The 1,533-nt window shown below is 65.1% G+C and carries 1 protein-coding gene; it reads right to left on the bottom strand.

Translation table 11 applies throughout. The features are described 5' to 3' along the window. Positions 1-1,519: valine--tRNA ligase (locus JHC81_RS14385; protein ID WP_292175809.1), on the bottom strand; the 1,519-nt coding region annotated here is incomplete at its 3' end. Positions 1,520-1,533: the final 14 nt, after the last annotated feature.

Here is a 1,533-nt window from a genome sequence, read left to right as displayed (position 1 = left end):
TGGTCGGATAGAACCGCTCCAGATCCTCGGTCTTCTCGGGCCAGCCCATGGTCGAAAACGGCCACAGGGCCGAGCTGAACCAGGTGTCCAGAACGTCCTCGTCCTGCGTCAGCACGACCTCGGAATCGTAGTCCGACATCGCCTGCTCGCGAGCGTCCTCTTCCGTCTCGGCGACATAGATTTCGCCGTTGGGGCCATACCACGCCGGAATGCGATGCCCCCACCACAGCTGGCGTGACACGCACCACGGCTCGATGTTGCGCATCCATTCGAAATAGATCTTCTCATAGGACTTCGGCTCGAACACCGTCGCGCCCGTCTCCACCGCCTTGATCGCAGGCTGGGCCAGGGTGTGGGCGTCAACGTACCACTGGTCCGTAAGCCACGGCTCGATGACCACGCCGGACCGGTCGCCGTGCGGAACGACGTGTTTGGTCTTTTCGATCTCGCGTAGCCAGCCGTCCTCTTCCGCGCGGGCGACGATCGCCTTGCGCGCGGCGAAACGGTCGAGGCCGACAAATTCAGCCGGAACGTCGGTCGTATCGGCATCGGTGATCCGCCCGAAGCCGTCCATGACGTTCAGAGCCGCCAGCCCCGCGCGTTTGCCGACCTGGAAGTCGTTGAAATCATGCGCCGGCGTGATCTTCACCGCGCCCGAGCCCTTGGTCGGGTCAGCATAGTCGTCGGCCACGATCGGAATCCGCCGCCCGACCATCGGCAGGGTCACGAACTTCCCAACCAGCCCCACATACCGCTCATCGTCCGGGTGGACCGCAACGCCCGTGTCGCCCAGCATGGTCTCGGGCCTTGTCGTCGCCACGACGATGAAGTCGCGCGTTTCCCACTCTGTCGCCTGCCCATCCTCGTCGAATGCGATCGGGTGCTGATAGGTCACGCCATCCGCCAGCGGATAGGCGAAATGCCAGTAGTGGCCCTCGACCTCGCGTTGCTCGACCTCCAGGTCGCTGATCGCCGTCTGGAAATGCGGGTCCCAGTTCACCAGCCGCTTGTCGCGATAGATCAGGCCTTCCTTGTGCAGTTGCACGAAGACCTTGCGCACCGCCGCGTTCAGCCCCTCGTCCAGGGTGAACCGCTCGCGGCTCCAGTCGCAGCTGGCGCCCAGACGGCGCAGCTGCTGGACGATGGTCCCGCCGCTCTCGGCCTTCCAGTCCCAGATCTTCTCGACGAAGGCCTCGCGGCCCATGTCCCGCCGCCCGACATTGCCCGCCGCCGCCAGTTGCCGCTCGACCACCATCTGGGTGGCGATCCCGGCATGGTCCGTGCCGGGCAGCCACAGCACCGCCTTGCCCTTCATCCGGTGATAGCGGGCCAGGATATCCTGCAGGGTATTGTTCAGCGCATGGCCGATGTGCAGCGACCCCGTCACGTTCGGCGGCGGAATGACAATCGAATAGGCCTCGGCGGCACCCTCGGTGCGCGGCGCGAACAGGCCGCTCTCTTCCCACATCGCATACAGGCGGGGTTCGGCGGCCTTGGGGTCGAAGGTCTTGTCGAGCATGGCGGATCGTTTCG

This window comes from Brevundimonas sp., from assembly GCF_016463295.1.
GTDB lineage: Bacteria > Pseudomonadota > Alphaproteobacteria > Caulobacterales > Caulobacteraceae > Brevundimonas.
Note: the sequence above shows the minus strand (reverse complement) of the source record. Positions and strands in the feature narration are given on the sequence as shown.